The following is a 25038-nucleotide window of genomic DNA, read 5'->3' as shown; positions in this document are numbered from 1 at the left end:
CCAGTGTCCGTCGTCCACCTCAATCCGGAAAAGACCATCAGTGATGGCGCCCGAGTAGAGGAAACCGTGCTGCAAAAGAAAGCAGCATAACGACTATATTAGGCGACAACTAGCTTGACGGCCACCGCTTGCGGCTCGCTGAGCAAGGCTGCGAACGCCGCAGCACCTTCCCTTAACATATCCATATGTACGTCCATTCGCAGGTGGCACGACGAAGTTGGATAGTATGGAATTCTTGCGTTTCGACAAATTGAGCTAACGCAAGAAATGCGGCCGGGAACTGCGAAGCCGGAGTAGCGCCTCTCTGCACAATTTAGGGTAGAGTCTTGCAGCACTCATCATTCATTAAAGGCGCGAATTGAAGAAGATTAATCACGCTGCATTCATCCGGCTCCTACTTGGCGCCCTCGCCTTGCCAGTGCTGGGTCTGGGCAGCGCGCAGGCGGCGATCCCGGTCTACAGCTTCATGGTCAAGCACGCCTACCCGCACGATACGAAGGCATTCACACAGGGGCTGTTCATCAAGGACGGCGCGCTGTATGAAAGCACCGGCATGAAGGGCCAGTCGACGATCCGCCGGGTTCAGCTTGAAACTGGGCGCGTGCTGCAAAAGCTCGACCTGGCGCCGGAGTTTTTCGGTGAGGGGATCGCTCCGGTCGGCAATGACATCGTCAGCCTGACCTGGCAGTCAAAGGTCGGCTTCGTGCATGACGCCAAGACGCTCAAGGTCAAACGCAAATTTACGTACGAGGGCGAAGGCTGGGGACTTGCAAGCAACGGCACGCAAGTGTTCATGAGCGACGGCACCCCGGCCATCCGCTTGCTCGATCCGAAGACGCTGAAGGAAACCAAGCGTATCCAGGTCAGCGCGGGCGGCAAGCCGGTGCCCAACCTGAATGAACTGGAATGGGTCGAGGGACAGCTGTTTGCCAACGTCTGGGGAACCAACGTGATCGCCCGCATTGATCCGGTGTCGGGCAATGTGGTTGGCTGGATCGATTTGACGGGCTTGCAGGATCCGGCCTGGAAAGCCGGGCCTGATGATGTGCTCAATGGCATTGCGTGGGATGCCAGCCGGCGGCGGCTGTTTGTCACCGGGAAGCATTGGCCCAAGCTGTTCGAGATTGAGCTGGTGGAGCGGAAGCGCTGAACAGTGCACAGCGTTTGTTTCGGTGATGCGGCGTCAGCATAGATTCCCGCCTTCGCGGGAAATCATCATGTAACGGAAGGAAGGTGGTCCGCTCTATCCTTCCCTTGAACGTAAAAAAAGGGGGAAAGGCTGCTGAGCCTTTCCCCCTTTTTTGCTGGCCAACGGGCAGATTACATCACGTGGGTGCCGATCCACCAGGCGATCGCGGCCATGAAGGCCGATGCCGGGATCGTGAAGATCCACGCCCACACGATATTGCCCGCAACGCCCCAGCGCACGGCCGACATCTTCTGCGCCGAGCCGACGCCGACGATGGCGCCGGTGATGGTGTGGGTGGTCGATACCGGGATGCCCATCGCGGTCGCGGCGAACAGCGTGATGGCGCCGCCGGTCTCGGCGCAAAAACCGCCAACTGGCTTGAGCTTGGTGATCTTCTGGCCCATCGTCTTGACGATGCGCCAGCCGCCGAACAAGGTGCCGAAGCTAATCGCCGTGTAGCACGAAATGATCACCCACATCGGCGGTGCGGCGTCAGCCTTGGTCGAAACGCCGGCAACGATCAACAGCATCCAGATGATACCGATGGTCTTTTGCGCGTCGTTGCCACCGTGACCGAGGCTGTAGGCGGCAGCCGACGCCATCTGCATGCGGCGGAACCAGGTGTCGACCTTGCGCGGCGTCGAGCGCACGAATAGCCACGACACAAGCACCATGATGATCGAGCCCAGCAGAAAGCCAACCAGCGGCGAAATGACAATGAACAGCACGGTCTTGAGCAGGCCGCTGCCGATCAGCGCGCCGGTGCCCGACTTGGCCACCGCAGCGCCAACCAGGCCGCCGATCAGCGCGTGCGACGACGACGACGGGATGCCGTAGTACCAGGTGATCAGATTCCAGATGATGGCGCCCACCAGCGCGCCAAAAATGACGTACTGATCGACCACGGCGGGATCGATCGTGCCCTTGCCGACGGTTGCCGCCACCTTCAGGCCAACGACGAAAATGGCGATAAAATTGAACACTGCCGCCATTGCGACTGCGGTCTGCGGTTTCAGTACGCCGGTCGATACCACCGTCGCGATCGCATTGGCGGCGTCATGGAAGCCGTTCATGAAATCGAAAATCAGGGCCAGCGCCACCAGCATCACCAGCACCCATAAGCTCATTTGAAGAGTTTGCATGTAGTGGCTTCCGCTTACGCGTTTTCGACGATGATGCCTTCGATGATGTTGGCAACATCTTCGCAGCGGTCAGTGACGGTTTCCAGGATTTCGTAAATGGCTTTCAGCTTGATCAGGTTGCGCACGTCCGGCTCGTCGCGGAACAGCTTCGACATGGCCGCGCGCATCACGTGGTCGGCGTCCGATTCGAGGCGGTCGATCTCTTCGCAGATGGCGACGATCTTGTGCGAATTGTCCATGTTGTGCAGCAGGCCAACGGCTTGCTGGACCTTCTGGCAGCATGCCAGGCACAGCTCGGCCAGGCGCTTCGCTTCCGGCGTGACCGCCTTCAGGTCGTACAGCGACACGGTCTGGGCCGCGTCTTCCATCAGATCGAGAATGTCATCCATGCGGGTGATCAGCTTGTGGATGTCGTCGCGGTCGATCGGCGTGATGAACGTCTTATGCAGCATGTCCACCGTGGCGTAAGTGATCTTGTCGGCCTGCTTCTCGATGCTTTCGATCGCATGCGTGCGGTTTTCCAGGTCGTCGAAATTGGTCATGAGGCCGACCATTTCGTGGGCGCCCTTCACGCACAACGCGGCGTGCTGATTAAACAAGTCAAAAAATTTGCCCTCGGTGGGCATCAAACGTCCAAACATATTATTCTCCGTTAGTCGTACTGAGATTTCTCGGAAACGCCGCAGGTCGCGCCGTCCCCTCTTGGTTTTAGTCGCCCTGGTAGAGCGCGAGGCCGCCGCTGTAATTGCCGAACTTGGTGTATTGCCCGATCCAGGTCAGGCGAATGGCGCCGATCGGCCCGTTACGCTGCTTGCCGATGATGATCTCGGCGGTGCCCTTGTCGGGCGAGTCCGGGTTGTACACTTCGTCGCGGTACAGGAAGATGATGACGTCGGCATCCTGCTCGATTGCGCCCGATTCGCGCAAGTCGGACATGATCGGCCGCTTGTTGGGGCGCTGCTCGAGCGAACGGTTCAGCTGCGACAGTGCGATCACCGGGCAGTGCAGTTCTTTCGCCAGGCCCTTCAGGCCACGCGAAATTTCGGAAATCTCGGATGCCCGGTTGTCGCCCGGCTGGTTGCCGGTCATCAGCTGCAGGTAGTCGACGATGATCAGGCCGAGTTTGCCGCACTGGCGCGACAGGCGGCGCGAGCGGGCACGCAGCTCGATCGAATTGAGCGCCGGCGTCTCGTCGATGTAGAGCTGGGCATCGTTCATCTTCTGGATCGCGTGCGTCAGGCGCGGCCAGTCCTCGTCGTTGAGCTTGCCGGTGCGCAGGCGGTGCTGGTCGAGCTGGCCGACCGAGCCGAGCATACGCATCGCCAGCTGGGTGCCGCCCATCTCCATCGAGAACACGGCCACCGGCAGGCCGGAGTCGATGGCGACGTTCTCGCCGATGTTGATCGAGAACGCCGTCTTGCCCATCGACGGACGGCCGGCGACGATCACCAGGTCGCCCGGCTGCAGGCCGGAGGTCATGCGGTCGAGGTCGATGAAGCCGGTCGGCACGCCGGTGATCTCGCTCTGGTTGTCGCGGCTGTAGAGCTCGTCGATGCGTTCGACCACTTGCGTCAGCAGCGGCTGCACCGCGACCCAGCCCTGGGCGCCGCGCGAGCCTTCTTCGGCAATCGCAAAAATCTTCGACTCGGCTTCGTCGAGCATCTGCTTGACTTCCTTGCCCTGCGGGTTGAACGCGTTGCCGGAAATTTCGTCGGCCACGGTGATCAGCTTGCGCAGGATGCCGCGGTCGCGCACGATCTCGGCGTAGCGGCGGATGTTGGCCGCCGACGGCGTGTTCTGCGCCATCGCGTTGAGGTACTGCAGGCCGCCGACGTCGTCGGCCTTGCCCATGTTGGTGAGCGCCTCGTAGACGGTGATGACGTCGGCCGGGCGCGCGGCGTTGATCAGCTTGACGAGCTGCTCGAAGATGATGCGGTGATCGTAGCGGTAGAAATCGTCGGCGTGCATGAAGTCGGCGATGCGGTCCCACGCGGCATTATCGCGCAGCAGGCCGCCGATGACGGACTGCTCGGCTTCGATGGAATGCGGCGGAATACGGATGGCGTCGACTTGCGGATCGGAAGGGGCGTTCATGGCGCGAATTATACCCGCTCCGGATGAACAGGCTGCAATAATCGGCGAGAAATCGCTTCGGTACAGACGTAAAAAAGCCGGGATGTACCCGGCTTCTTGACCGGATAACCCGGCATTATGGCGTCATCTCGCGGGCCCATGGCCCGCGCGACGAAGGCGATATTTAAGCAGCTTCGCCGACGACAGCGATGGTGATGTCGACAACGACGTCGGTGTGCAGTGCGACTGCAACAGCGTGATCGCCGGTCGTCTTCAGCGGGCCGTTCGGCATGCGAACTTGTGCTTTCTCGACAGCGAAACCTTGCTTCGTCAGCGCTTCAGCGATGTCGAAGTTGGTGACCGAACCGAACAGACGGCCATCGACGCCCGCTTTTTGCGCGATCGAGATGGTCATGCCGCTCAGCTTCTCGCCTTGGGCTTGCGATGCGGCCAGCTTGGCTGCAGCAGCTTTTTCCAGCTCAGCGCGCTTGACTTCGAACTCGGCGATTGCCGAGGTCGTTGCGCGGCGAGCCATGCGTTGCGGGATCAGGAAGTTACGTGCGTAACCGTCCTTGACTTTGACGACGTCGCCGAGGTTGCCGACGTTGACGACTTTATCTAACAGAATAATTTGCATATATTTCTCCAGGTTCTCTGCAACGCTTAAGCGTGGTGCAGGTCGGTGTAAGGCAGCAGCGCGAGGTAGCGGGCGCGCTTGATGGCGGTGTCAACCTGGCGCTGGTAGTGCGCCTTGGTACCGGTCAGGCGTGCTGGCATGATCTTGCCGTTTTCCTGGACGAAGTCTTTCAGGGTGTCGACGTCTTTGTAGTCGACCTGCTCGACGTTTGCTGCGGTGAAGCGGCAGAATTTCTTGCGCTTGAACAGTGGGTTCTGTTGTTTGCGTTTTTCTTTGAGCTTGAGCTTGTTCTTGTCGAACTTTTTACCGAATGCCATTTGAGGCTCCTGTATCTAAAAATGTGCTCCGCTTAGGCGGCGGCACTAAAATCAATGATGTGAAACACCAACGCTTTGCTACTGCGACTCTTCTTGGCCAGAAAACCGGTGAACTGGTGCGCTGCGCCTAACTCGGCCCGGGAGAACCGGCCTGAAATCTCGCCCGCGGCGAACGCGGTGATTTCAAACTCGGTCAACCTGCCTACCCCTGCTTCCACCTGCTGCGAACTATGCGTCAGGGTGGCGGACACGATCGGCACGCCGGCCGGGGTATAGCGCAATACGTCGCGCTCCGAAATTGAGGCTACAAACTGAAGTTGATTCACTGGTGTGATTCACTTCGCCAGCTGAGGGTCTCTTACCAAAAATCAGGCAGCTGCTGGGGCTGGTGCTGCTGCTGGAGCGGCTGCAGGAGCTGGCGCTTCCGAGCGGTGGCTCTTGGCTGCGTCTTCACGTTGTACCGACTTCATCATCGGCGACGGCGTGATTTCAGCCTTCTTCAACTTGACGGTGAGGTGACGCAGCACGGCATCATTGAATTTGAACGCGGTTTCGAGTTCCACGAGGGTCTCGTTGTCGCATTCGATGTTCAGGCAGATGTAGTGCGCTTTTGGCAGCTTCTGGATCGAGTAAGCCATCTGACGACGGCCCCAGTCTTCGACGCGATGAATGTTACCGCCGCGTGCAGTGACGCTGGCTTTGTAACGTTCGATCATCGCCGGGACTTGCTCGCTTTGGTCCGGGTGGACGATAAAAACGATTTCATAATGACGCATGCATAACTCCTTAGGGACGTTTAAAACAAAAGCCCACCTCGGCGTCAAGACGAGTGTGGGAAGGGAAAGCCGGCAATTATAGCGCGGAATGGGCAGATCGGGCAAGCGCCGGCCGTGAACCGACCGGCTAACCGTGGCTTTTAGCGCCTCAAGGCACGAAATCGAAGTCGAACAGCTGATCCTTCGAATACGGATTGAGCAAGGGGAAGGTGCTGCGAGGCAGCCCTGTCTGGGTAACCGCACGGCGCACTGAGAGGGGATACACTTTCGCGGCTACGTCCGTCACACCTGGACCCAGACTACGATTTTCATCGAGGAGCTTGGCGATTTGCGACCGCTGCTCGTCGAGGGTATTTAACCAGCTGCGCGAAATACGCTGGGGTTGAAACTGACACTTCAGTAAGTGAGTAAGCAAAACCTCTATTCTGCTGCTCAACTCCCTGCGCAAGTTTCCCACCGCGGCTTCCAGTTCATCAATCAGGTTGTTCACGTCGAGCTGGTCGAAACGGGATTCGCGCAATAACTCGGCCTGACGCGCGTACCAAAGCGCCAGATCCATCTCATGATCAGTGCTCGACTGGTTTTTCGCTTTGAGTTCCAACATGGTGCGCGACCTCTCTGTAAAAACCGTGTTCACATTGTGAGCACGCCGCTTCATTTGACTTGAGTTCCAACATGGCTGCCGCCTTACAAAGTCCACATTAGCACCCAACGAAATCTCAGTCCAGCGTCACGCAGCCGCTTTTTGATGCGCGAAATCGGACAAAAACCGCGTCTGACCCCTTTTTTGTGAACTTTTACTTGCATTGGACGAAATACTGTACAAAAATACAGTCTGTTTATATAACCAGCCTTCGGGCAACGCCAATGATCAAGCTCACCGCACGGCAAGAAGAGATCCTCAACCTGATCCGGGAAGCAATCGAAAACACCGGCTTTCCTCCGACGCGCGCGGAAATTGCCGCCGAGCTGGGCTTCAAGTCGGCCAACGCCGCCGAGGAGCATTTGCAGGCGCTGGCGCGCAAAGGCGCCATCGAGATTTCACCAGGCACGTCGCGCGGCATCCGCCTGATCGGTCCGGCCGTCGAGGCAATCCCGATGCCACCGCCGACCTTGATGATGGCGTTGCCGCTGGTTGGCCGCGTTGCCGCCGGCTCGCCCATCCTGGCGCTCGAACACGTCGAGGCCACCTACAGCGTCGACCCGGCCATGTTCGCGTCGAAGCCGGATTACCTGCTGAAGGTGCGCGGCCTGTCGATGCGCGACGCCGGCATCATGGATGGCGACTTGCTGGCCGTGAAAAAAGTCGATACCGCGAAAAACGGGCAGATCGTGGTCGCCCGCATCGGCGACGACGTTACCGTCAAGCGCTACAAGAAAACCGGATCGCTGATCGAGCTGTTCCCGGAAAATCCGGACTTCAAGGTGATCAAGGTCGATCCGGCGGTGGACGACTTTACCCTCGAAGGCCTCGCCGTCGGACTGATGCGCACCTGGCACTAGGCCAGGTGGCCTGGCCAGGACCTAGTTGTCGTACTTGCGCTTGGGTATGACAGCGGGCATGCTCTTGACGAGCTCATTGTGCTCTTTGACAAACTTATCGGTGGCGGCGCGCCATGCGTCAAAATCGGCCAGCAGCAGCTTGGCGCTGATGCTGGCATCGGCGCCCATGCGCGTATGGAGTTCGCCGAGGTAGGCCGTGGCGGTCTCGAGTTCCTGCTTGTTGAGCAACTTTGAAATGTCGTCCGGAATGCGCTTGGTCAGCGGCGCGCTGGCATTCAGGTTCACCACAAAGGCGTTGTAGCAATCCTGCCAGGCCGTCATGGCCGCCGCAATGCGGTTGATCTCCTCGTTCACCTTCGATACCGCCGGTATGCGCGGCGCAGGGCAATGGAACTTGCCGGCCTTTAGGTCGGCGCCATCGTATTTGGACACCCAGTAATCGATATCGGCGCGGCGAAGCTCGCGCTGCTTCATCACTTCCAGCGAGGCGGCGGCGGTCTTGTTGCCCTTCGCGGCCGACTTCTTCAGCCACGCGTCCGCCTTCACCAGGTCGATCGAGCCCGCCTCGCCATACCAGTACATCTGCCCGAGCTGCAATTGCGCTTCGGCGTTGCCGGCATTGGCCAGCTTGGTGTACAACTGCAGCGCTTGCGGATACGCCTTCTTCTGCAGCAAGGCGTTGGCATCGGCCAGCTCGTCGGCGTGGGCGAGGCTGGCGAACGCCAGGGTGAGGCAGAGCACGATCTTTTTCATGTTGTTCTCGACAGAGTAGTTTTACAGCGAAGGCAATGCGCCCTGAAAGTCGGCCAGCAGGTCGGCCGTGTCTTCGATGCCGACCGACACGCGGATCAGCGACTCGGCGATGCCCATGCTGGCGCGGCGCTCGGCGCCCATTTCGTAAAAGATGGTGTGAGCGACCGGAATGACCAAGGTGCGGGTGTCGCCCAGGTTGCTCGCGGGAATGCCGATCTGCAGGCGGTTCAAGTAGTCGAAGCAGTCGATGCCATCGCTTAGCTCGAAGCTGAACAGCGAGCCGGCGGCGCGGAACAGTTCGTTCGTAAGTGCATGCTGGGGATGCGACGCCAGCCCCGGATAATGCACCGCCGCCACGCGCGGATCAGCCTCGAGCATGCGTGCCAGCGCCAGCGCATTGGCGCAGCTGCGTTCCATGCGCAGCGCCAGCGTTTCGGCGCCGACAGCGATGTGGTGCGCAGCTTCCGGGCCGAGCGACGCGCCGAAGTCGCGCAGGCCCTTGGCGCGCAGCTGCGCCATGCCCCACTGCGCCGGCGGGTTGCGCTTGTAATTGGCGGCGATGTGCGGGTAGTTGCTCCAGTCATACTCGCCGGTATCGGTCAGGCTGCCACCGAGCGCAATGCCGTGGCCGCCGATCGACTTGGTCAGCGCGTTGACGACCAGGCCGGCGCCGACCGACTTCGGCCGGAACAGGTAAGGCGTCGTCATCGTGTTGTCGACGACGAACAGGATGCCGCGTTCGCGGCACAGCTGGCCGATGCGCGCCAGGTCGGCGACCTGGGTGCGCGGATTGGCGATCGTTTCGACGAACACGATGCGCGTTGCCGGCGTCAACGCCGCTGCGACGTTGGCAACATCGGTGGCATCGACAAACGCGACGTCGACGCCCTGCCCGCCGACCGTCTGCCACAGACTGTTGGTGTTACCGAACAGGAAGGCCGACGACACCACGTGGTCGCCGGCGCGCAGCAGGCCCTGGAACACCGCGCCGATCGCGCCCATGCCGGTGGCAAAGCACAAGGTCGACACGCCGTCTTCCATGCGAGTAAGCTTGTCTTCGAGCGCCGCCACCGTCGGATTGCCCTGGCGGCCGTAGCGAAACCCCGGCTCCTTGCCCTGAAACACCGATGCCAGCTGGCGCGCGTCCGTGTAGCCGTACGCGACCGACGTGTGCACCGGCTTGTGCAGCGAACCGTGCTCGATCGGCTTTTGCCGGTCGTTGTGCAGGATGGCCGTCGTAAAACCGAACTGTTTCTTCTCGCTCACGATGCCGCCCTATTCCGCCGTCGCCAGCGTCAGGTTGAGCTGGGTGCGGCCAGCGTCCTCGGCTGGTTCCTGCTTTGGATTGTGGCGGGCAAATTCGAGGCGGTCGAGGTAATCCTGGGTGACGTCGCCGGTAACGTAGACGCCGTCAAAGCAAGATGCCTCGAAGTTCTGCAGCACCGGGTTGACATCCGAAATCGAACGCTTGAGCGCGTCGACGTCCTGGTACACCAGCTTGTCGGCGGTGATCTCGCGGCAGATTTCTTCGTTGCTGCGCCCGTAAGCGATCAGTTCGCCGCGGGTCGGCATGTCGATGCCGTACACGTTCGGAAACAGTACCGGCGGCGCGGCCGAGGCGAAGTAGACGTTGCGGGCGCCCGCTTCACGCGCCATCTGGACGATCTCGCGGCTGGTGGTGCCGCGCACGATCGAGTCGTCGACCAGCAGCACGTTCTTGCCCTTGAATTCGGAGCCAATGGCGTTCAGCTTCTGGCGCACCGACTTGCTGCGGATCGCCTGGCCAGGCATCAGGAAGGTGCGGCCGATATAGCGGTTCTTGATGAAGCCTTCGCGGTATTCGATGCCGAGCTTGAGGGCGAGCTGAATCGCGGCCGGGCGCGACGAATCGGGAATCGGCATGACGACGTCGATTTCGCCGGCGGAAAATTCCTTGCGAATTTTCTCGGCCAGGTACTCGCCCATCTTCAGGCGCGTGGCGTACACCGAGGCGCCGTCCAGGATCGAGTCGGGGCGCGCAAGGTAGACGAATTCAAACGCGCACGGGTTGAGCGACGGGTTCTCGGCGCACTGGCGCTGGTGCAACTTGCCGTCGTTGTCGATGAACACTGCCTCGCCCGGCGCGATGTCGCGCAGGAAGCGAAAGCCGATGCCTTCGAGCGCGACCGACTCGCTGGCGACGAGGTATTCATTGCCTTCGTCGGTCTCGTTGACGCCGATGCACAGCGGGCGGATGCCGAACGGATCGCGAAACGCCAGCAGGCCGTGGCCGGCAATTTGCGCCACCACCGCGTAGGCGCCGCGCACACGCTTGTGCACCATGGCAACCGCCTTGAAGATGGCGTCCGGATCGAGCGAATAGCCGGTGGTCGATTCCTGGATTTCGTGGGCCAGCACGTTGAGCAATACTTCCGAATCGGAATCGGTATTGATGTGGCGGCGATCGTTCTGAAACAGCGCCTGCTTCAGTTCTTCCTGGTTGGTCAGGTTGCCGTTGTGCGCCAGCGTAATGCCGAACGGCGCGTTGACGTAGAACGGCTGCGCTTCCTCTTCGCTCGACGAGCCTGCGGTCGGGTAGCGGCAATGGCCGATGCCGGAATTGCCCTGCAGTGAACGCATGTTGCGAGTGCGGAACACGTCGCGCACGAGGCCATTGGCCTTGTGCATCGAAAACATGCTGCTGTGATTGGTTGCAATGCCCGCCGCATCCTGGCCGCGGTGCTGCAGCAGCAGCAATGCGTCGTAGAGGACCTGGTTGACGGGATTATGCGAGACGACGCCGACGATGCCACACATGGTGTGCTCCTAAGACTGAACAGCCGATATTGAAAATTGGTTCAAAAACGCACGTGCTGCGTCAACGCAGCAGGCAAGAAAGGTTTGACGGTGCGCGCTCCGGTTTCCGCCAGTGGCGAGAGCAACGCGTTTTGCCAGAAATCCTGTTGCGGGATCGACGTCATGCCACACAGTATGACGCCGAACAGCACAATTACAATGCCTCGCGCCAAGCCGAACAGGCCGCCAAGGCCGCGGTCGGCCAGGCCAAGGCCGCTCGCCTTGATGAGCGCGTCGACGGCCAGCATCAGCAGGCCCATCAGAATGCGCACGCCGATAAACAGCGCCACGAAGGCAACCATCAGGCGGACCGCCTCGCCAGGTATCATCGCCGGCAACATCGGCGCTAGGGTCGCGCCGTACAGGTTGGCCACGACAAAGGCGACCACCCAGCTGACCAGCGAAAGGATTTCCTTGACCAGGCCGCGCATGGTGCTGATTACCACCGAGGCCAACAGAACGAACAATACCAAGTAATCGAAAATGGTCACGCCCGGCATGCCCTGGTTTGTCTATTTTCCATCTGGCTTGACGATGCTGCCGGGCATGCCGACCTTGTCGAGCCTGGCGCGCATGCGGTCCGCCTCTTCGCGGCTGAACGGGCCGACTTGCACCTGGATGCGCTCGCCGCCGGCGGTCGATACCTTGTGGGTGAAGGAACGGATACCGGCGTCCTTCAGCTTGCCCTGCAATTCGGCCACTTTCTCGGCCGTGCCGAGCGCTGCCACCTGGACGACGAACTTGTCGGCCGCGACTGCCGGCGGCTTGCCTTCGAGGATGTTGAGCGCACGGGCGGCGTCTTCCGGTTTGGCGGCCGGTTTGTCTTCCTTGACGGCGACCTTCGCCGGCTTCGGCTCCGCCACCTTCGGCTCGACTGCCTTCGGTTCTGCCTTGGCCACTTTCGGCTCGGGCTTTTGTTCTGGTTTGGCTTCCGGCTTGGCCTCTGCCTTCGGTGCGTCCTTCGGCGGCGCCGGCTTCGGCTCGACTTTCGGCTCGGCGACGGCAACCGTCTTGATCTCGCGCGGTTCCGGCTTCGGCGGATCGATGAACTCTTCGCGCTTGTCGAGCGAATCGGCGGCTGTGACAGCGCCGGGCACTGCCGGCACCGGCAGCGGTGGCGCCTTGTCGCGCGATGGAATCTGGAACGCGATGTCGCCGGCCAGCGGCTTCGGCTCGGAGTCGAGCACCATCGGCAAACCGACCGCCACGGCCAGCGCCAGCGCGATGGCGCCTACCAGCCGGCGGCGGGCGCGTTTCTTCTCGGGCAATACGGGATCGTCGCCGCGCGACTTGCGTTCGCGCCGCGGCGCGGCCGGTTCGCCGGCGCTCGAGGCGCGCTTGGAGCGGGCGCGGCTTGCGACCGAATCCTCATCGCGGGAATAATAGCCACTGTCATCGGCAGTGGTGTCTTGCTTGTTTTTATTGAGGAACGAGAACAAGCCCATGCGGTATTTTTTCAGTGAGAGGAGGATTTTCGGGCTGCCATCACGCCTGCTACCGTGTAGAACGAGCCAAAGACCACAATTCTATCATTCTCCCCGGCCCGGCTCATCGCATTCGCAAAAGCTGACGCCGGGTCGGCGAATTCGGTGATCGAGCGCTCGCCCGGTTTGCCGTCGTCCGGGGTCAGGCCGGCAATGGTGGCCGCCAGGTCGCCGGTATGGGCCGAGCGCGGCGACGGCAATTCGGCGATGCACCAGTGGTCGACATACTGCGCCATCGGTGTGACGACGCCGGCGATGTCCTTGTCCTGCATCACGCCAAACACGGCGTACGTGTACGGATGGAACCCCATGTTGCCGAGGTTCAGCGCCAGCGCCGAGGCCGCGTGCGGATTGTGGGCGACATCGAGGATGACGGTCGGCCGGCCAGGCAGAACCTGGAAGCGGCCCGGCAACTCCACCGTCACGAGGCCGGTGCGAATTTCCTGGGCGCCGACCGGCAATTCGAGGCGCAGCACTTCGAGCGCGGCCAGCGCGGCCGATGCGTTGAGCAACTGGTTGGCGCCGCGCAGGCTCGGATACGCCAGCGAGTTGCGGCGCTGGCTGCGCCCGCCAAAGTTCCACTGCTGCTTGTCGCCGGAATAATTGAAATCGCGCCCGAGCAGCCACAGGTCGGCGCCGATCGCCTCGGCGTGCGCCACCAGCGACGCCGGCGGCACCGGATCGCTGCAGATCGCCGCTTTGCCAGGACGGAAGATGCCGGCTTTTTCGAAGCCGATTTCTTCGCGCGTGGTGCCGAGGAAATCGGTATGGTCGATGTCGACGCTGGTGACGATGGCCACATCGGCGTCGATGACGTTGACGGCATCGAGCCGGCCACCCAGGCCGACTTCGAGAATCGCCACGTCGAGGCCGGCGCCGGCGAGCAAGTGCATGATGGCCAGCGTGGTGAATTCGAAATACGTCAGCGGCACGTCGCCGCGCGCCGCTTCGACGTCGTTGAAGGCGCCGATCAGCTCGGCGTCGGTGGCCAGGCTGCCCTTGATGCGGGCGCGCTCGTTAAAGTCGAGAAAGTGCGGCTTGATGTACAGGCCGACCTTGTAGCCGGCGCGCAGCAAGATCGACTCGAGCATCGAGCACGTCGAGCCCTTGCCGTTGGTGCCGGCCACCATGATGACGGGGCAATCGAACGTCAATCCCATCGCTAGTTTGACCGTGCGCACGCGGTCGAGCCCCATGTTGATGTGGGCTTCGGCATGGCGCGACTCGAGCAGCGTCAGCCAGTCGGGCAAGGTGGTGGGGAGCGTTTGCATGGGATCGACTTCGGGTGGAGAAAGCGTGCGCAAGAGGCTTGCGCACGCAGCTGGAACAATGCAACAAGGCTGCGCTATTACGCGATGACTTCGGCCGGCTGGTTTTGCAGCAGGGCCATCAGCCGCGCGATCTCTTCGCGCATCTTGCGGCGGTCGACGATCATGTCGACGGCGCCCTTGGTGACGAGGAACTCGGCACGCTGGAAGCCTTCCGGCAGCTTTTCGCGGACGGTATTTTCGATCACCCGCGGGCCGGCAAAGCCGATCAGCGCCTTCGGTTCAGCGATGACGACGTCGCCCATGAAGGCGAACGAGGCGGACACGCCACCCATCGTCGGATCGGTCAGCACGCTGATGAACGGCAGCTTTTTTTCCGACAGCTTGGTCAGCATCGCCGTCGTCTTGGCCATTTGCATCAGCGACAGCAAGCCTTCCTGCATGCGCGCGCCGCCAGTGGCGGTGATGCAGATGAACGGCACTTTTTGCTCGAGCGCTGCCTTGGCGCCGCGCACGAAGCGTTCGCCAACGACCGAACCCATCGAGCCGCCCATGAATTCAAATTCGAAGCAGGCAACGACCACCGGCAGGCTCATGATGGAGCCGCCCTGCACGATCAGCGCATCGGTCTCGCCGGTCGCTTCCATGGCCGCCTTCAGGCGATCCGGATACTTCTTGCTGTCTTTGAACTTGAGCGTGTCAACCGGCAAGGTTTCCTGGCCGATTTCATAGCGACCGCCTTCGTCGAGCAGGCTGTCGAGGCGCTGGCGGGCGCGGATGCGCATGTGGTGGCTGCATTTTGGGCAGACATGCAAATTCGATTCGAGGTCGGTACGGTACAGAACCGCTTCACACGACGGGCATTTGACCCAAAGGCCTTCCGGCATTGTCTTGCGGGAAGCAGCATCCGAGCGCTGGATCCGGGGTGGCAGCAGTTTTTCCAACCAACTCATATATTCTCCTTCTGCGGCGATTCTTGGGTTGGCGGTAGTTTAGCCGCTAGACACCATCTTGTCGAACTTAAACACACCGAAATTGACAATAAGACAGCGTTGCCAGCGATGCAGGAATGACAAGCAGCTTAACACCGGTCGGCGCAGCGTGGCGGGAGATTGCCGTGCGTTCACTGCATGATGCGCGCAGTTGGCGCCGGCAGATCTCTATTCGCGCAACTGGAATCGCACCGCGTTGCGGGCCTTCGCGCGGCGTGCTTCGACTTCCCGGTCGCGAGGATCGGCGTTCGTCACCAGCGTGCCGATCAGTGCCGTCGCTGCCTTCGTCACCTCCTCGACGGCGTGTTCGAACGCGGCCTTGTTCGCTTGCGACGGGCTGTTGAAGCCGGACAGCTTGCGGACGAACTGCAGCGCGGCGGCGCGGATTTCGTCGTCGGTGGCGGGCGGTTCGAAGTTAAAGAGTGTTTTGATATTGCGGCACATACCTTACTCCGAATTTGTTGGTTCAGGGATGCACTGACGTTGCCGTTCTGATTTTCAAAGATCTCGCTAGAAAGACCGATAATTAAATAGACAATCGGAAATACGAAATTGATAAAAATTCATAAGTAGCCTTTTTATATTAAAAGAATATTATTGCAATTCCGTTAATCTAAAGGAATTGAAATGAGCACTTACGACACAATTCGTGACGCAATTCTCAAAAAACAACACATCTATGCAACCTATCAAGGGCACCGGCGTGAATTCTGTCCTCATGCAATTGGAATGAAGAATGGAAAACCGCAGGCGCTGTTTTATCAGTTTGGCGGGACAAGCAGTAAGGGCCCGTTGATAGTCGGCGCGGACGAAAACTGGCGGTGTATTACGATTAGCGGCCTTTCAGATGTCACCTCTTGCTCGGGTGTCTGGTATTCCGCAGACAATCACTCAACTGCCCAAAGGTGTGTCGGAGAGATTGACGTGCAAATCGAAGTTTAGTTCAAGCTCTGCAAAAGGCGGGGAAACGCCGCCTTTTATTAAGATTCTTTCACCTTTTATTAAGGTTATCGCGTATCCAGCGCGCTGCGAATGCCGGCCACGAAAGCCTGCACCGCGGCGACGGCGCCCTCCTTCGGCGTATTTTCCAGCTCCTGGATGATGCGGCTGCCGATCACCACCGCGTCGGCCACCTGCGCAACCGCCTTCGCGGTGGCGCCGTCGCGGATGCCAAAGCCGACGCCGATCGGCAGCTTGACGTGTTCGCGGATCGCCGCCACCCGGCGCGCGACGTCGTCGGTGTCGATGGTGCCGGCGCCGGTCACGCCTTTGAGCGACACGTAATAGCTGAAGCCCGAGCCCACCCTCGCCACCTGCGCGATGCGCTCCGGCGTCGACGTCGGCGCCAGCAGGAAGATCAGGTCGAGGCCATTGGCGCGCATCGATGCGGCAAACTCCTCGCACTCTTCCGGCGGATAGTCGACCACGATGGCGCCGTCGGCGCCGGCGTCCTTCGAGGCGGCGATGAAGGCGTCCGGGCCGATGCGTTCGATCGGGTTGGCGTACCCCATCAGCACGACCGGCGTGTCCTGGTTCGTCTTGCGGAACTCGCGCACGTAATTAAACACGTCCGGCAGGCCGATGCCGAACTTGAGCGCGCGTTCGCAGGCGCGCTGGATCACCGGGCCTTCGGCCATCGGATCGGAAAACGGCACGCCAAGTTCGAGGACGTCGGCGCCGCCGGCGACCATCGCGTGCATCAGCGGCACCGTCATTTCGGGACCGGGGTCGCCGGCAGTGATGAAGGTCACCAGGCCAGTTTTGTTATGCGCCTTTAAGGCGGAAAAAGTAGCTTCGATTCTGGACATGGAAATGCTTTCGTGTGGAGTGAATGGGGACAGGCGATTTTCAGTGATGACATCAGCTGAAATCGAGCCCCATCCGCTCGGCCACGGTGTGCATGTCCTTGTCGCCGCGGCCGGACAGGTTGACCAGGATGGTCTTATCCTTCGGCAGCGTGGCGGCCAGCTTGGTCGCGTACGCGATCGCATGCGACGATTCGAGCGCCGGGATGATGCCCTCGATGCGGCAGGTGTCATGGAACGCGGCGATGGCTTCGTCGTCGGTGATCGACACGTACTGCGCGCGGCCGAGGTCCTTCAGCCATGCGTGCTCCGGTCCCACGCCCGGATAATCGAGGCCGGCCGACACCGAGTGCGTCTCGATGATCTGGCCGTTCGCGTCCTGCAGCAGGTAGGTGCGGTTGCCGTGCAAAACGCCGGCGAAACCGGCACTGAGCGAGGCGGCGTGCTTGCCCGATTCGAGCCCCTCGCCGGCCGCCTCGACGCCGATCAGCTTGACGTCCTTCTGGTCGATGTAGGGATAGAAAATTCCCATCGCGTTGGAGCCGCCGCCGATACAGGCGAGCACGTAGTCGGGCTGGTGGCCCGTCATCTCGGGCATCTGCACCAGGCACTCTTCGCCGATCACCGACTGGAAGTCGCGCACCATCATCGGATATGGGTGCGGGCCGGCCACGGTGCCGATGATGTAGAAGGTGTTCTCGATGTTGGTGACCCAGTCGCGCATCGCTTCGTTGAGCGCGTCCTTGAGCGTTTTGGAGCCCGATTCGACCGGCACCACGGTGGCGCCGAGGAGCTTCATGCGGTACACGTTCTGCGCCTGGCGCCGCACGTCTTCGCTGCCCATGTAGATCACGCATTCGAGGCCGAAACGGGCGCAGATGGTGGCGGTGGCCACGCCGTGCTGGCCGGCGCCGGTTTCGGCGATGATGCGCGGCTTGCCCATGCGGCGGGCCAGCAGCGCTTGGCCGATGACGTTGTTGATCTTGTGCGCGCCGGTATGGTTCAGGTCTTCGCGCTTGAAGTAGATCTGCGCGCCGCCGATCTGTTCGGACCAGCGCTTGGCGTGGTAGATCGGCGACGGACGGCCGACGAAGTGCTTCAGCTCGTAGCGGTACTCGTCGAGGAACTCGGGGTCCTGGCTGTAGCGCGCGTACGCTTCGGACAGTTCGGCCAGCGCGAGGCTGAGCGTTTCGGCGACGAAGGCGCCGCCGTACGGGCCGAAGTGGCCGCGGGCGTCGGGCAGCTGGTAGTCGGTGGTCTTGAAAATTGGCGCGGCCGGGCCGCGTTCAGGAACTGCTTTCATGGGAGTTGTCGCTTTCAATAGTGGCATCTGCCGCCCGCACCGCATTGACGAAGTCGGCGATCTTGCGGGCGTCCTTGATTCCCTTCTGCTGCTCGACACCACTGCTGATGTCGACCGCGTAGGGACGAACGGAGGCAACCGCGTCAGTCGCGTTGCTTACGCTCAAGCCACCACTTAAAACGACCCGAGGCGCGAGTTCTTTTGGAATGAGAGACCAATCGAAGACCTTTCCTGCGCCACCGTAGGCATCCACATAGGTGTCGAGCAACAAACTCGAGAACAAGGGACTGGCGGCGCGGTATTGATGCTCGTATTCTAGCAAATCGGCCGCGCTCGTGTCGGCGCGCATGCGGAACACGCGCATGAACGGCCGGCCGACGGCGGCGGCGATCGCCGCGCACTCGGCCGCGCTCTCGTCGCCGTGAAACTGCAGCAGCGTAAACGGCGCCACTTTCGCCACCGCCACCACCTCCTCGACGGTGGCGTTGACGAACAGCGCGACGGCGGTGACGAACGGCGGCATGGCGGCGATCAGCGCGCCGGCCTGCGCGGCGGTGACGTGGCGCGGGCTGGGCGGATAGAACACAAAGCCGAGCGCGTCGGCGCCGGCCTGCACGGCAGCGCGGACGTCTTCCTCGCGCGTGAGGCCGCAAATCTTGACTCGGGTACGGGGCATGATAAAAGACAGGTTGGCTTAACTTCGGCCCGGCACGAACCAGGGCAAGGGACTGCTCGCTTCCTGCGGCAAGCCCCACTTGGGATCGTAATCTATTTTAGCCAGGTACAGGCCATCGGGCATGAAAGTGGGCGCGGCGTCGTTGCGGTCGAGCCCTGTCAGCACGTCGGCCAGCCAGGAAGGCCGATGGCGGCCATTGCCCACATAGATGAGCGAGCCGATCACGTTGCGCACCATGTGGTGCAAAAAGGCGTTGGCGCGCAAGGTGAACACGATCACCTCGCCGTGCCGGTCGACGCTGACCTCATGCATCTGCTTGATGGGCGACTTGGCCTGGCATTGCGACGAGCGGAACGCCGAAAAGTCGTGCGTGCCGACCAGGTGCTGCGCCGCTTCGCGCATCAGGTCCAGGTCGAGCGGACGGAAGGTCCACCCGGCGCGCCCGACCAGCAGCGGCGAGCGCACCGGGTTGTTGTACAAGACGTAGTGGTAGGTGCGCGCGCGCGCCGAAAAGCGGGCGTGGAATTCGTGCTCGGGGTCAAACGGGATGTCGGTTGCCCAGCGCACCGCGATGGAATCGGGCAGGAAGGCATTCACGCCGCGTACCCACGACTGCATGCCGCGTTCAAGGTCGGTGTCGAAGTGGACCACCTGCTCGAGGGCGTGCACGCCGGTGTCGGTGCGGCCGGCGCAGGTGGTGGCCAGGTCGACCCGGCCGAATTCCTTGAGGGCGATTTCGAGCCGGTCCTGCACGGTGTTTCGGTCCAGCTGCTTCTGGTAGCCGTTCCAGGGCGTCCCGTCGTACTGGACGCCAAGTGCTATCCGTTTCAAATCAACTCCAATTGCGTGTTGCGGTTCAGGCCAGTTTCGAGCGCATCGCGCTGGCTTTGCTTACCTGCTCGTTGCTGCCGCCCTTGATCACTTCGTCGAGCAGTTCGCGCGCGCCTTCCTTGTCGCCGATCTCCTCGTAGGCGATGGCCAGGTCAAGCTTGGTCTCCATCTCCATTTGCATGGCGGTCATCTCGCCGCTGGAAGACGATGCGCCCGTCTCCTCGAAAGCCGGGGCGTCGGCCGGCAGGTCCAGATCGATGCCGGACATGTCGAACTGCGGCGCGGCGGCGAAGCTTTGCGCGGCGGCCGGCACGGCGGTACGCTCGACGTCAGGGAAGTCCGGCAGGGCGAACGGGTCGTCGACCGGCGCTGCGCTGGCGGCGGCGGGAGCGGCTGGCGTCGTCGGGAAGTCGAAGTCCATATCGGCGAAATTGGCGACGTCGTCGGCTTTCGCGGCCACGGGAGCGGCGGCCGGCGTGCTGTCGGGCAGCGTCGGCAGGTCGAATTCGTGCGCCAGGTCGGCCATGTTGAATTCAGGGACAGGCTCGTGCGAGGCCATGTCGAGACGGATGTCGTCGAGCGACTTCGGCTCGGCGACCGGCTCGGCCGGGACCGCGGCGACAATCGTCTTGTCGGCGTCCGGCGTGTCGAAGGCCATGTCGAAGGCCAGGTCGAACGACTGCTCTTCCTCCTTCGGCGGCGCGGCGGCGACGACCGGGTCGGACGTGAACTCCATGTCGTTGGCGTCGAACGCCGGCGCGGCAGCGACCGTGCTGGCTGGTGCCGGCGTGTCGTTGGTGACCGGCTCGAAACTGAGGCCGCCCAGGTCGAAGTCGAGCGTGTGGTCGTCGGCCGGACTGGCCGCGCTTTGCACCGGCTCGGGCAGCGCGGTCGGAGTATTGTCGGCCAGGCCCAGGTCCATCAGGTCGGGTTCGGCCGAGACGCCTTCGGCGTGCATCTGGTTCAGGATCGCCTGCTCGGCGATGTCTTCCGGCGTCGATGACGCCGCGGCGGCCACGGTCTCTCCGGCCGTTGCGTACAGCGGATTGTGCGGATCGATCGACAGGCCAAGCGCTGCCGCCTGGGCCCATTCGTCGCCCTGCCCGCGCGTGATGCCGTACATTTCGCCGGCTTGCGCTTCGAACGCGCGCTGGTCCTTGCGGGCGGCGTAGATCTCGAGCAGCTTGAGGCGAACCGGCGCGCGTTCCGGATGGTTGCGCAGCGCTTCCTTCAGAATCTCTTCGGCCTGCGCATCGCGGCCGTAGGCGATGTAGACATCGGCCTCGGCGACCGGATCGACTTCGTTGGTGTCAAGCTGGCTGGCCGATGGCGCGAAGCTGGAGTTGAAGACGCTGTTGCTGGTGTCGATACTCTGGCCGCCGGTTTCGGCGAACAGCGAGTGGGCCTGGTCGGTCGGCGCGCCGAGGATCGACGGCTCGCCTGGCGCGATGGCGTCCTTCTTGCGGCGGCGCGACAGGCCGAACAGCGCCAGCAGCGCGACGGCCAGGCCGGCGCCGACGTAGGTGATGTTATCCATGATCATGTCGGCGAAGGTCGGCTCGGCGGGCGCCGGCTGCTTGACCACCACCGGCGCCGGTTTGACTTTCGCCGGCTCGACCGGCGCGGGCGCGGGCATCACTTCGGCTGCCGGCCTGGCCGCTACCGCCGCCGCCGGCGTCGTCACCACAGACACCGGCGCCACTTGCGCTTCGGTGCCGGCCTTGTTCTTCACCGTCATCAGCTTTTCGAGGTCGCTGACGTTGCGCTCGAGTTCCTTGACGCGGGCGGTCGCTTCGGCCAGCGCGCGCTCCTTGGCGATCTTGTCTTCGGCGTCGACCGCGCCGGTCTTGCCGGCGGCGCCGGCAGGCGCCGCCTTCGACAGCTTGAGCTGGTCCTTCGATTCGTTGGCCGCGGTCGGGCGTTCTTCGACCTTGGCGACGATCTTGCCGGCGCCGCTCTGGGTGCCTTCGGTTTCCTTGCCCGGCGCCGCATTGGCGACCTGGCCGGCCAGCTTGTTGCGGTAAGCGTTGAAGTCGGCCGCATGGGCCACCACCACGCCACGGGCGTCGCCCTCGCCGCCGCCCTTGATGGCGTCGGAGTCGGGCACCGACAGGATCTGGCCGGACTTCAGGCGGTTCATGTTATTGCTGATGAAGGCGTCCGGATTGGCGCGGTACAGTGCCACCAGCATCATGTCGAGCGAGATCTCGACCGGCTTGACCTGGGCAGCAATGCGTCCTAACGTGTCGCCGCGCTTGACCTTGTACTTCGAGGCGCCGTCGCCGGCGTCGCCCTGGTTGTCGGCGGTCGGCTGCTCGAGCTTCGGGCGCGGCTGCGGCGCTTGCGCGGCGGGCGCGGGCTGGCTCGCCGGGCTGGTTTGGCTGGTTTGGCTGGCCTGGCTGCCCTGGCGGGTCGGCTGGCCGGCCTGCCGCGCCGGCAGGCTGGTGCGCGAACCCTGGTTCAGCACATCGACCGGCGCGGCCACTTGTGCCGATTGGGTCGTGCGCAGTTCGGCCGGGTCGAGCAGGAAGGTGTATTCACGCACCAGGCGGCCGCTGTTCCACGACAGCTCGAGCAGCATGTCGACGAACGGCTCGTTGACCGGCTGCAACGACGAGATCTTGATGAACTGGCGGCCATTGCGCTGTTCGACCGCGAAACGCAGCGACAGCAGGGCCGGATTGAATTCGATGTTCGCCTGACGGAACGCTTCAGGCGCGGCAAGCTTGGCCACCAGGCCGGCGGCCTCGTCGTTCGACACCGACGTCAACTCGATTTCGGCGCGCAAAGGCTGGCCGAGGGACGACAGGACGGTCAGCTTGCCGAGTCCCGCAGCGCACGCCGCGGAGGACAAAAACACTGCGCTGGCAACAGCGCCATAAAGTGTTTTCAGCGCGAGCGACATGATCCGGGGGCGAGTTTTTAAAGGCATGATTGGGGGCGTCGTAAGAGTTGTCGAGGGAGAATGCAGGTTTCCCGGAGGTCTCAACATATCATCATGCTCTAGAGCATGCAAGCTTTAGGAGTGTTTCTCCGGCCACAACGCAAGGTATGTGAGCAGTATGCTCAGTTAATGCGACTTTTCAGCAAATCTTGCGCGCCCGATTGGCCAGTTCTCAGAGTGAAAACTGCGTTTCCAAAACACGTCGGGCCGGATAAATCCGGCCCTTTCGATGGCTTGCAGTTAACGACCGTTAGCAGAACTTTACTTGTCGAGAACGATGCACAACATGCGCCGCAGCGGCTCGGCCGCGCCCCACAGCAACTGGTCGCCGACGGTGAAGGCGGACAGGTATTCGCCGCCCATCGACATCTTGCGCAGGCGCCCGACCGGGATCGTCAGGCTGCCGGTGACGGCCGCCGGCGACAGGTCGCGCATCGACGCTTCGCGCGTGTTCGGCACCACCTTGACCCACTGGTTGTTCGACGCGATGATGTCGTTGATTTCGTCGAGCGGCACATCGCGTTTGAGCTTGATGGTCAGCGCCTGCGAGTGGCAGCGCATCGCGCCGATGCGCACGCACAGGCCGTCGACCGGAATTTCGGCGCTGCCGAATGCGGCGCCCAGGCCCAGGATCTTGTTGGTCTCGGCGCCGGCCTTCCATTCTTCTTTCGACTGGCCGTTGCCGAGGTCCTTGTCGATCCACGGAATCAGGCTGCCGGCCAGCGGCGCGCCGAACTGCTTGATCTCATCGGCAGAGTAACCGTGCTGGGTCGCCAGCACGGCGCGGTCGATGTCGAGGATCGCCGCGGCCGGGTCGTCGAGCAGCGGCCGCACGGCGGCATTGATGGTGCCGAACTGGGTGAGCAGCTCGCGCATGTGCTGGGCGCCGCCGCCGGACGCGGCCTGGTACGTCATCGACGTCATCCAGTCGACCAGCTTGTGCTCGAACAGGCCGCCCAGGCCCATCAGCATGCACGACACGGTGCAGTTGCCGCCGATGTAGTTCTTCACGCCCTTGGTCATCGCGTTCTTGATGACGTCGAGGTTGACCGGGTCGAGCACGATGACGGCGTCGTCGTTCATGCGCAAGGTCGACGCGGCGTCGATCCAGTAGCCGTTCCAGCCGGCGGCGCGCAGCTTCGGGAACACTTCGTTGGTGTAGTCGCCGCCCTGGCAGGAAATGATGATCTCGCACTTCGACAGCTCGGTGACGTCAAGCGCGTCCTTCAGCGTGGTTTCGTTCTTCGCCATCGCCGGCGCATTGCCGCCTGCGTTCGAAGTGGTGAAAAACACCGGTTCGATGTGGGCGAAGTCGCCCTCGTCGCGCATGCGCTGCATCAGCACCGAACCGACCATGCCACGCCAACCTACCAAGCCAACTAGTTTCATCATCTTCTCTCTATAAGTAAAAATCTATGCCAAAGCCTTGACCACCGCGTCGCCCATTTCGTCGGTGCCCACGCGCGTGGTGCCCGGCTCGTAAATGTCGGCCGTGCGCAGCCCTTGCGCCAGCACGGCCTTGACGGCGGTCTCGATGCGTTCGGCCTGTTCAGGGCGGCCGAGGGAAAAGCGCAGCATCATCGCCGCCGACAGGATCGTCGCCAGTGGATTGGCGATGCCCTTGCCGGCGATGTCGGGCGCCGAACCGTGCGACGGCTCGTACAGGCCTTTGTTGTTGGCGTCGAGCGACGCCGACGGCAGCATGCCGATCGAGCCGGTCAGCATCGCCGCGCAGTCGGACAGGATGTCGCCGAACATGTTGCCGGTGACGAGGACGTCGAATTTTTTTGGCGCGCGCACCAGCTGCATCGCGGCGTTATCGACGTACATGTGATCGAGCTCGATATCCGGATACTCCTTGTGCACATCGGTGACGATGTCGCGCCAGAACTGGAACGTCTCGAGCACGTTGGCCTTGTCGACGCTGGTGACGCGGCGGTCGCGCTTTTGCGCCGCCTGGAAGGCGACGTGGGCGATGCGGCGGATTTCCGACTCGGCGTAGCGCATCGTGTCGAAGCCTTCGCGCTCGCCCTTGAACGGGCCGTCCGGGCACTCGCGCACGCCGCGCGGCTTGCCGAAGTAGATGTCGCCGGTCAGCTCGCGGATGATCAGGATGTCGAGGCCCGACACCACCTCTGGCTTCAGCGTGGAGGCGCCGGCCAGTTCGGGATACAGGATGGCGGGACGCAGGTTGGCGAACAGCGCGAGCTCCTTGCGCAGTCCGAGGATTGCCTGCTCAGGGCGCAGCGAGCGCTCGAGCGAATCGTACTTGTAGTCGCCGACAGCGCCGAACAGCACAGCGTCGGCGGCGCGCGCCAGCGCCAGGGTCGACGCCGGCAGCGGATGGCCATGGCCGGCATAACCGGCGCCGCCGACATCGGCGGTTTCGAGTTCGAAGCGTTCGCCGAGCACGTTCAGCACCTTGACCGCCTGCTTCATGATTTCAGGGCCGATACCGTCGCCGGGCAGGATTGCGATCTTCATGTTCTGGCTTCTCGTTGTGGGTTCGG

Annotated in this window: 26 protein-coding genes; 3 read left to right on the top strand and 23 right to left on the bottom strand. The window is 62.3% G+C overall.

Annotation, left to right across the window (positions count from 1 at the left end; translation table 11 throughout):
- Nucleotides 1–358 precede the first annotated feature (358 nt).
- The gene (locus tag CR105_RS18285) at nucleotides 359–1150 is read left to right on the top strand and encodes a glutaminyl-peptide cyclotransferase (RefSeq protein ID WP_229413995.1); all 792 of its coding nucleotides are present in this window, start codon (nucleotides 359–361) and stop codon (nucleotides 1148–1150) included.
- A 170-nt stretch (nucleotides 1151–1320) separates the two neighbouring features.
- Here CR105_RS18285 and CR105_RS18280 read toward each other — a convergent pair whose 3' ends face one another.
- From CR105_RS18280 to CR105_RS18245, 8 genes are all read right to left on the bottom strand, one after another.
- The gene (locus CR105_RS18280) at nucleotides 1321–2331 is read right to left on the bottom strand and encodes an inorganic phosphate transporter (RefSeq protein ID WP_099790789.1); all 1011 of its coding nucleotides are present in this window, start codon (nucleotides 2329–2331) and stop codon (nucleotides 1321–1323) included.
- Nucleotides 2332–2345: 14 nt separating this feature from the next.
- Nucleotides 2346–2972: a DUF47 domain-containing protein gene (locus CR105_RS18275; protein ID WP_099790787.1), complete on the bottom strand. Its 627-nt coding sequence runs from the start codon at nucleotides 2970–2972 to the stop codon at nucleotides 2346–2348.
- Between the two features lie 67 nt (nucleotides 2973–3039).
- Nucleotides 3040–4425, bottom strand: a complete 1386-nt coding sequence (locus tag CR105_RS18270; RefSeq protein WP_099790785.1) for a replicative DNA helicase — start codon at nucleotides 4423–4425, stop codon at nucleotides 3040–3042.
- Between the two features lie 163 nt (nucleotides 4426–4588).
- On the bottom strand, nucleotides 4589–5041 hold the full coding sequence (gene rplI, locus CR105_RS18265) for a 50S ribosomal protein L9 (protein WP_099790783.1): 453 nt from the start codon (nucleotides 5039–5041) through the stop codon (nucleotides 4589–4591).
- Between the two features lie 26 nt (nucleotides 5042–5067).
- Nucleotides 5068–5358 carry a 30S ribosomal protein S18 gene (rpsR, locus tag CR105_RS18260; RefSeq protein ID WP_008450941.1) on the bottom strand — a complete coding sequence of 97 codons (291 nt, stop codon included), beginning with the start codon at nucleotides 5356–5358 and terminating at the stop codon, nucleotides 5068–5070.
- Nucleotides 5359–5390: 32 nt separating this feature from the next.
- A complete protein-coding gene (priB, locus tag CR105_RS18255) occupies nucleotides 5391–5684 on the bottom strand; it encodes a primosomal replication protein N (RefSeq protein ID WP_099790781.1) in 294 nt (97 codons plus the stop codon).
- 42 nt (nucleotides 5685–5726) lie between these two features.
- A complete protein-coding gene (gene rpsF / locus CR105_RS18250; RefSeq protein WP_099790779.1) occupies nucleotides 5727–6134 on the bottom strand; it encodes a 30S ribosomal protein S6 in 408 nt (135 codons plus the stop codon).
- Nucleotides 6135–6282: 148 nt separating this feature from the next.
- Nucleotides 6283–6738, bottom strand: coding sequence for a DUF29 domain-containing protein (locus tag CR105_RS18245; protein WP_180288232.1), 456 nt, complete (start codon nucleotides 6736–6738; stop codon nucleotides 6283–6285).
- 263 nt (nucleotides 6739–7001) lie between these two features.
- Between CR105_RS18245 and lexA the strand changes: the two genes are divergently transcribed.
- A complete protein-coding gene (gene lexA / locus CR105_RS18240; RefSeq protein WP_099790777.1) occupies nucleotides 7002–7637 on the top strand; it encodes a transcriptional repressor LexA in 636 nt (211 codons plus the stop codon).
- Nucleotides 7638–7658: 21 nt separating this feature from the next.
- On the opposite strand, the gene CR105_RS18235 is transcribed toward lexA, so the two are convergent.
- The 8 genes from CR105_RS18235 to CR105_RS18200 form a co-directional block, all read right to left on the bottom strand.
- The gene (locus CR105_RS18235; protein ID WP_099790775.1) at nucleotides 7659–8390 is read right to left on the bottom strand and encodes a tetratricopeptide repeat protein; all 732 of its coding nucleotides are present in this window, start codon (nucleotides 8388–8390) and stop codon (nucleotides 7659–7661) included.
- Nucleotides 8391–8411: 21 nt separating this feature from the next.
- Complete coding sequence (locus tag CR105_RS18230; protein ID WP_099790773.1) at nucleotides 8412–9656, bottom strand: cystathionine gamma-synthase family protein; 1245 nt, start codon at nucleotides 9654–9656, stop codon at nucleotides 8412–8414.
- Nucleotides 9657–9665: 9 nt separating this feature from the next.
- Nucleotides 9666–11186: an amidophosphoribosyltransferase gene (purF, locus tag CR105_RS18225; RefSeq protein WP_099790772.1), complete on the bottom strand. Its 1521-nt coding sequence runs from the start codon at nucleotides 11184–11186 to the stop codon at nucleotides 9666–9668.
- Nucleotides 11187–11227: 41 nt separating this feature from the next.
- Entirely contained in the window at nucleotides 11228–11716 is a 489-nt protein-coding gene (locus CR105_RS18220; RefSeq protein ID WP_099790808.1) for a CvpA family protein, read from the bottom strand.
- A gap of 21 nt (nucleotides 11717–11737) precedes the next feature.
- Complete coding sequence (locus CR105_RS18215; RefSeq protein WP_099790770.1) at nucleotides 11738–12670, bottom strand: SPOR domain-containing protein; 933 nt, start codon at nucleotides 12668–12670, stop codon at nucleotides 11738–11740.
- Between the two features lie 11 nt (nucleotides 12671–12681).
- The gene (gene folC, locus CR105_RS18210; protein WP_099790768.1) at nucleotides 12682–13980 is read right to left on the bottom strand and encodes a bifunctional tetrahydrofolate synthase/dihydrofolate synthase; all 1299 of its coding nucleotides are present in this window, start codon (nucleotides 13978–13980) and stop codon (nucleotides 12682–12684) included.
- Nucleotides 13981–14057: 77 nt separating this feature from the next.
- The gene (gene accD / locus CR105_RS18205) at nucleotides 14058–14930 is read right to left on the bottom strand and encodes an acetyl-CoA carboxylase, carboxyltransferase subunit beta (RefSeq protein ID WP_099790766.1); all 873 of its coding nucleotides are present in this window, start codon (nucleotides 14928–14930) and stop codon (nucleotides 14058–14060) included.
- A 207-nt stretch (nucleotides 14931–15137) separates the two neighbouring features.
- Nucleotides 15138–15413, bottom strand: coding sequence for a DUF2277 domain-containing protein (locus CR105_RS18200; RefSeq protein WP_099790764.1), 276 nt, complete (start codon nucleotides 15411–15413; stop codon nucleotides 15138–15140).
- A 183-nt stretch (nucleotides 15414–15596) separates the two neighbouring features.
- Here CR105_RS18200 and CR105_RS18195 point away from each other — a divergent pair, with 183 nt between their 5' ends.
- Nucleotides 15597–15911, top strand: coding sequence for a hypothetical protein (locus CR105_RS18195; RefSeq protein WP_099790762.1), 315 nt, complete (start codon nucleotides 15597–15599; stop codon nucleotides 15909–15911).
- A gap of 65 nt (nucleotides 15912–15976) precedes the next feature.
- On the opposite strand, the gene trpA is transcribed toward CR105_RS18195, so the two are convergent.
- The 7 genes from trpA to leuB all read right to left on the bottom strand — a co-directional run bounded on the left by trpA (nucleotide 15977) and on the right by leuB (nucleotide 25012).
- The gene (gene trpA / locus CR105_RS18190) at nucleotides 15977–16777 is read right to left on the bottom strand and encodes a tryptophan synthase subunit alpha (protein WP_099790760.1); all 801 of its coding nucleotides are present in this window, start codon (nucleotides 16775–16777) and stop codon (nucleotides 15977–15979) included.
- 52 nt (nucleotides 16778–16829) lie between these two features.
- Nucleotides 16830–18077, bottom strand: coding sequence for a tryptophan synthase subunit beta (gene trpB, locus CR105_RS18185; protein WP_099790758.1), 1248 nt, complete (start codon nucleotides 18075–18077; stop codon nucleotides 16830–16832).
- Nucleotides 18061–18753, bottom strand: a complete 693-nt coding sequence (locus CR105_RS18180; protein WP_099790756.1) for a phosphoribosylanthranilate isomerase — start codon at nucleotides 18751–18753, stop codon at nucleotides 18061–18063. The genes trpB and CR105_RS18180 overlap by 17 nt, the downstream gene beginning before the upstream one ends.
- An 18-nt stretch (nucleotides 18754–18771) precedes the next feature.
- Entirely contained in the window at nucleotides 18772–19584 is an 813-nt protein-coding gene (gene truA, locus CR105_RS18175) for a tRNA pseudouridine(38-40) synthase TruA (RefSeq protein WP_099790754.1), read from the bottom strand.
- A 25-nt stretch (nucleotides 19585–19609) separates the two neighbouring features.
- Nucleotides 19610–22444 carry a motility hub landmark protein FimV gene (locus CR105_RS18170; protein WP_307189643.1) on the bottom strand — a complete coding sequence of 945 codons (2835 nt, stop codon included), beginning with the start codon at nucleotides 22442–22444 and terminating at the stop codon, nucleotides 19610–19612.
- 345 nt (nucleotides 22445–22789) lie between these two features.
- Complete coding sequence (gene asd / locus CR105_RS18165) at nucleotides 22790–23917, bottom strand: aspartate-semialdehyde dehydrogenase (RefSeq protein WP_099790806.1); 1128 nt, start codon at nucleotides 23915–23917, stop codon at nucleotides 22790–22792.
- Between the two features lie 24 nt (nucleotides 23918–23941).
- On the bottom strand, nucleotides 23942–25012 hold the full coding sequence (gene leuB / locus CR105_RS18160; protein WP_099790750.1) for a 3-isopropylmalate dehydrogenase: 1071 nt from the start codon (nucleotides 25010–25012) through the stop codon (nucleotides 23942–23944).
- Between the last annotated feature and the right edge of the window lie 26 nt (nucleotides 25013–25038).

The sequence above is a fragment of the Massilia eurypsychrophila genome (assembly GCF_002760655.1).
Classification (GTDB): domain Bacteria; phylum Pseudomonadota; class Gammaproteobacteria; order Burkholderiales; family Burkholderiaceae_D; genus JAFCUW01.
This window is presented reverse-complemented; position numbering and strand designations above follow the sequence as displayed.